Below are 4,658 nucleotides of genomic sequence, written 5' to 3'. Positions count from 1 at the left end.
CATGGCGCCATTATCAAACAGGTGCTCCAGCTCCAGGAATACCCGGCTGAGTTTGCTGTTCTTGTTGTTGAATGGTGCGCCGGTATAGAGGTCCCGATCAATATCGGCAAAGGTCCCATCAGCGTAGGTGGGAACACCTACATCCGGAACGGAATCCACGTCCTCGGTAGAGAGGCCCAACGAAGCGGTAGTGGCATCGGTGAAGTCGTATTCCATCGTGGTGTAGAGAACTTTCTTTTCTTCAGTCACCTCTTCGATGTAACCGTCGGAATTTTCATAGGCAACAACAGCGCGAGCACGCAGTTTTTCATTGTCGGTCAGCGCGCCGGTGGCATCGACTTGTAGACGGTATCCCGGCCAGGAATGGGCAAAACCAGTAACACCAACTTTGCGTTCGGCCAGCGCCCGTTTGCGGACCAGATTGATATAGCCACCGGGTTCGGCCGATCCCTGCAGCAGCCCGGCCGGGCCTTTGAGGACTTCAATGCGTTCAAACGCGGCCAGATCGGGAGCGCCATGTCCGTGGGTCCCGGTTGATGTGCCTGCGGTCTGGTAGCCGTCGATGCTGATCGAGTCTGTTTCAAAGCCCCGCATGATGTAATTAGCAGTGCCGGTGCCATAGCTTTTCACGGTAACGCCCGTGGTGGTTTGCATGGCTTCATCCAGCGTGGTGATGTTGCGGTCTTTGATTTGCTGGCTGGTAACGACGTTGACGGTATTGGGAATCTCGCGGATGGATTCCACGCTTCTGCCAATTTCCACCTGCCCGGTGGTGTAGGAGCCGGTATTTTCGGTAATGACGCCAAGTCTTCCGATATTGACCTGAATGGGGTCGAGTGTATTTTCCGAAGAGGGTTCAATTACGTAGTTGCCCTGGCTCTGCTGGCGTACGGAATGCCCCGTGCCTGATAGCAGCTGTGCAAACCCCTGCTCAACGGTGAAATTACCTTTGAGGCCGGCAGACTGAGTGCTGCGCAGTTGTGCAGCATCGAAGGAGAGAGCCACGCCTGATTGATTGGCAAACTGGTTTAATACCCGGCTTAGCGGCCCGGCTGCAATAGTATAGCGCTGGCTTGATGGGGTTATGTTCGTGGTGCTGTCTTCGGCATGGGCAGTAATAGGCAGCAGGACGCTGCCGGTGGCCAAGGCAATAGCAAGCCCCAGTGCCTTGCTGGTGCCAGTAAATGTCATGGGTCTGGACATTGTCGTTCCTCGATTTCGAAAGCAGTTAACCAAGGGCCGAACCTGATAAAGGAAAAGTGCAGACTGAAGTAGAAAAAGTGTGACTGTTCCTTTGAGGGACATGGTTGCGGATCGGATTACCCGACCCGATCAAGGTTATATCGGCAGTAATTTGACCCAGTAAGGGGTAAGCCGGCGCAGGCGTACCGGGAAGGTCTGGCTGATCAGGGCAAGGGCACGGTCGGTATCTGCCAGGGGGAAGGTGCCAGAAACCTTGATATCAGCAACCGCCGTACTACAAGCAAGATGCCCTGGACGATAACGGCCAAGCTCCACCACCAGCTCCGCCAGGGGCATGTCGACGACCATCAGGTTGCCGCTGGCCCAGCTTCCCGCGCTGATCCGGGCCGGGGTGGTCTGGCCCAATTGGTCGCGGGTGAAGCGGAGCTGTTCGCCATGGTGAATATCGCGGCTGTGGTTGCCGCTGAAGATGCGTACGGTTTTTTCCAGCACGGCAACATGTGTTTCATCGCCTTCACTGCGTACTGTGAAACGGGTGCCCAGCGCCTGTATCCGTCCCTGGGGAGTATCGACCTGAAAGGGACGGGCCGGGTGCTGCGGATCCGGGGCGGTCTGAACCAGGATTTCGCCACGGTGCAGAGTGATCCGCCGTTGGCTCGGGGTGAAGTCCACATCGGCGCTGGTAGCGGTGTTCAGCACGAGTTGGCTGCCATCCGCCAGGATCAGAGGTTGTTGTTCGCCGATGGCAGTGGCGTATTGGGCTTGCCATTGCTCCCAGGGTGCCAGTCGCCAGGCAAGCAAACCCAGAGGGGCAGCCACGGCGATCATGCCTAGTCGGTTAAGCAGCTCGCGGCGGGTGAGGGCAGCGCCGCGCAGAGCGGGGGCGGCCACTTGCCCAGGCACCCGGGTCAGGCTGGTTTGTACGCGCTCTACCTCTTGCCAGGCGAGCCGGTGGCTAGAAGTCTCGGCCAGCCAGTGTTGCCAGGCCCGCTGGTCTCCGTGGGTGACGTCCGGGGATTGTAGTACCGCATACCAGCGGGCGGCGGCGCGGATGGCGTTCTTCAGTTCCTGGCTGGTGGCGGGGTGGGTGTTCATGGCAGGCCGTGCTCCAGCCGGTACAGGCAGCAGTGCTCCATTGCCTTGGCCATATCGCTTTTGATGGTGCGGAGGGAAACTCCAATTTCATCGGCAATCTGCTGGTAGGTGCGCCCCTCCAGTTGGGAAAGGATAAAGGCTTGGCGGACCCGGACGCCCAGCCCTGCCAGCATCGCATCCAGCTCCATAAGGGTTTCCAGTACCAGCGCCCGTTCTTCCTCGGAAGGATGCTGCGGCTCAGGCAGCGAGGCCAGGGCCTCCAGGTACTGCCGCTCCAGCGCGCGGCGACGAAACAGGTCAATGGTGAGCCCGCGAGCAACGGTGACCAGAAAGCGACGTGGCTCCTCCAGGGTGCCCGGGTCACGTGGCGTACGGATCACGCGAATAAAGGTGTCCTGCGCCAAGTCTTCCGCATCCATCACGTTGCCCAATCGACAGCCTAGCCAGTTTTGCAGCCAGCCGTGGTGGTCGCTGTACAGCGTTTCTATCGACAGGGAACCCAGTGTCGCCCCAGACATGATGCTGCCCCCAACGTGCATGATGAAAGAATAAACGGGCAGTCTAAATGGGAATGGGTATCATTACAATGCTGTGGCTGTCTATGAGGATTGGAGGGATTTTTTGGAAAAATTGTCACTTTTTGGCGGAGTTATCCGTCATCTATAGAAACAGGGAGAAAATGGCACGGATCTGGCGCCAGTAGAGAACAAAGTATTCTGAAAATCGGGCAAATGTGGAGAGTCATCATGGAAAGCGGAGAGCACTTGTTAGCCAGGGTAGGGCTGAAAGCCACCTTGCCACGGGTGCGGATACTGCAACATCTGCTGGCAGCCAATGACGAGTATCGTCATCTAAGCGCAGAGGAATTGTATGTGCGACTGCTAAAGGCCGGTGAGCGAATCGGGGTGTCCACCATTTACCGTGTACTGGTCAATCTGGAGCAGGTCGGGCTGGTGACCAGGCACCAGTTTGACCAGGGAGCGGTTAACCGCAGCGTATATGAGCTGTCATTTGGCGAGCCCCACGATCATATGGTCTGCGTGGATACGGATACGGTGATCGAATTTCGCGACCCGGTGATAGAAGCGCGACAACGGGAAATTGCGGAAGCTCACGGTTACGAGGTGGTTGGTTGTGAGCTGGTGGTACGGGTGCGTCGCAGAAAAGCTGAGTGTTGAATCTTTTGGGTGGAATCCGTCTGCGGCCAGAGGCGTCTGTTTAAATCCACTGCTCATGTATAGCTATTGGTGTAGCTATTCAGGTTCCTGCTGAGGTAGGCCTTAAAAAACAGGGCGAACACACCTGTGCATCATTGGCGTATGTTGGCTCAGGTCCGCGCTCACAGTTCCTCCGGGGGCAGTGCTAAGAGTGAAAGGAGGCATGATATAGGGATTGGCAGCAGGAATCATGGGGAACGACCTGGATGCTCAGCGTTCAGCGGAGGGCCTCCATTAAGTGCTAAGGTTGGCGCCCAGTTGAACCTTCGCCGAAGAAGCGTCAACCGCAAACTGTATGCTCTATCCAATAAGCCCCTACGGCAATCCGGAATGATCTTATGTCCCGCATCGCGGTTTTCGCCGACGTTCAGAATATCTATTACACCAGCCGGCAGGCCTTTGGTCGGCAGTTCAATTATCGTGCTCTGTGGAAACAGCTTTCCGAACAAGGGGAGATTGTCCACGCCATTGCCTATGCCACCCACCGTGGTGATGACGGCCAGACGAAATTCCAGGATGCCCTGAAACACATCGGTTTCACGGTAAAGCTCAAGCCCGATATTCAGCGCAGTGACGGTTCCAGCAAGGGCGACTGGGATGTGGGTATTGCTGTGGACGTGATGACCCTGGCACCGGAGGTGGATACCGTGGTGTTGCTATCCGGTGATGGTGACTTTGATGTACTGCTGGAACGCATCAACATCGAGCCGGGTGTTCGGACGGAAGTCTATGGGGTCGAATCGCTGACTGCGCGCTCGCTGATTGATGCCACTTCGGTGTATCACCCGATCAGTGAAGACCTTCTGTTGTAGCAATCGGCGCGTTTTCCAGGGGCCGGAGGCGGATGAACGGTGGCGCCGGGGTGCAGAGAAAGGGCCCGGAGAGCAGGGCCGGGCCTGCTCTCCGACAAGCACTTCAGCGGGCGGCGTCCAGCGCCTGGCTGATGTCTGCCAAGATATCGTCCACATGCGCGATGCCGATGGACAGGCGCCCCCTCGCGCGGCTGACGCCAGCGTTGGCCCATTCCTTATCCTCCGGCTGACGGTGCGTGGTGGAGGCGGGGTGGCAGGCCAGAGGGCGTGCATCGCCAATATTCACCACCCGCCGGACCAGCTGCAGGGCCTCAATGAAACGGGCGCCGGC

At 57.7% G+C, this 4,658-nt stretch carries 6 protein-coding genes; 2 read left to right on the top strand and 4 right to left on the bottom strand.

Annotated features, from left to right (window positions below):
* The 3 genes from ACFE0K_RS14325 to ACFE0K_RS14315 all read right to left on the bottom strand — a co-directional run.
* The coding region (locus tag ACFE0K_RS14325) for a TonB-dependent siderophore receptor (RefSeq protein ID WP_434536702.1) at positions 1-1,203 on the bottom strand (1,203 nt) is incomplete at its 3' end.
* Between the two features lie 135 nt (positions 1,204-1,338).
* Positions 1,339-2,298, bottom strand: a complete 960-nt coding sequence (locus ACFE0K_RS14320) for a FecR domain-containing protein (protein ID WP_434536701.1) — start codon at positions 2,296-2,298, stop codon at positions 1,339-1,341.
* A complete protein-coding gene (locus ACFE0K_RS14315; RefSeq protein ID WP_434536700.1) occupies positions 2,295-2,816 on the bottom strand; it encodes a sigma-70 family RNA polymerase sigma factor in 522 nt (173 codons plus the stop codon). Before ACFE0K_RS14315 ends, ACFE0K_RS14320 begins: the two co-directional genes overlap by 4 nt.
* Before the next feature lie 228 nt (positions 2,817-3,044).
* Between ACFE0K_RS14315 and ACFE0K_RS14310 the strand changes: the two genes are divergently transcribed.
* Together ACFE0K_RS14310 and ACFE0K_RS14305 are read left to right on the top strand one after the other, a co-directional pair.
* Positions 3,045-3,476 (top strand): transcriptional repressor, encoded by a 432-nt coding sequence (locus tag ACFE0K_RS14310; protein WP_434536699.1) that lies wholly within the window; start codon positions 3,045-3,047, stop codon positions 3,474-3,476.
* A gap of 377 nt (positions 3,477-3,853) precedes the next feature.
* Positions 3,854-4,327, top strand: coding sequence for an NYN domain-containing protein (locus ACFE0K_RS14305; protein ID WP_434536698.1), 474 nt, complete (start codon positions 3,854-3,856; stop codon positions 4,325-4,327).
* 103 nt (positions 4,328-4,430) lie between these two features.
* Here the strand turns inward: ACFE0K_RS14305 and ACFE0K_RS14300 are convergent.
* Positions 4,431-4,658: PLP-dependent transferase (locus tag ACFE0K_RS14300; RefSeq protein ID WP_434536697.1), on the bottom strand; the 228-nt coding region annotated here is incomplete at its 5' end.

Origin of the sequence: Alcanivorax sp., assembly GCF_051117345.1 — a bacterium.
In the GTDB taxonomy this organism is placed as follows: domain Bacteria; phylum Pseudomonadota; class Gammaproteobacteria; order Pseudomonadales; family Alcanivoracaceae; genus Alcanivorax.
The sequence above is the reverse complement of the archived record's forward strand: the minus strand, read 5'-3'. Positions and strand labels throughout refer to the sequence as shown.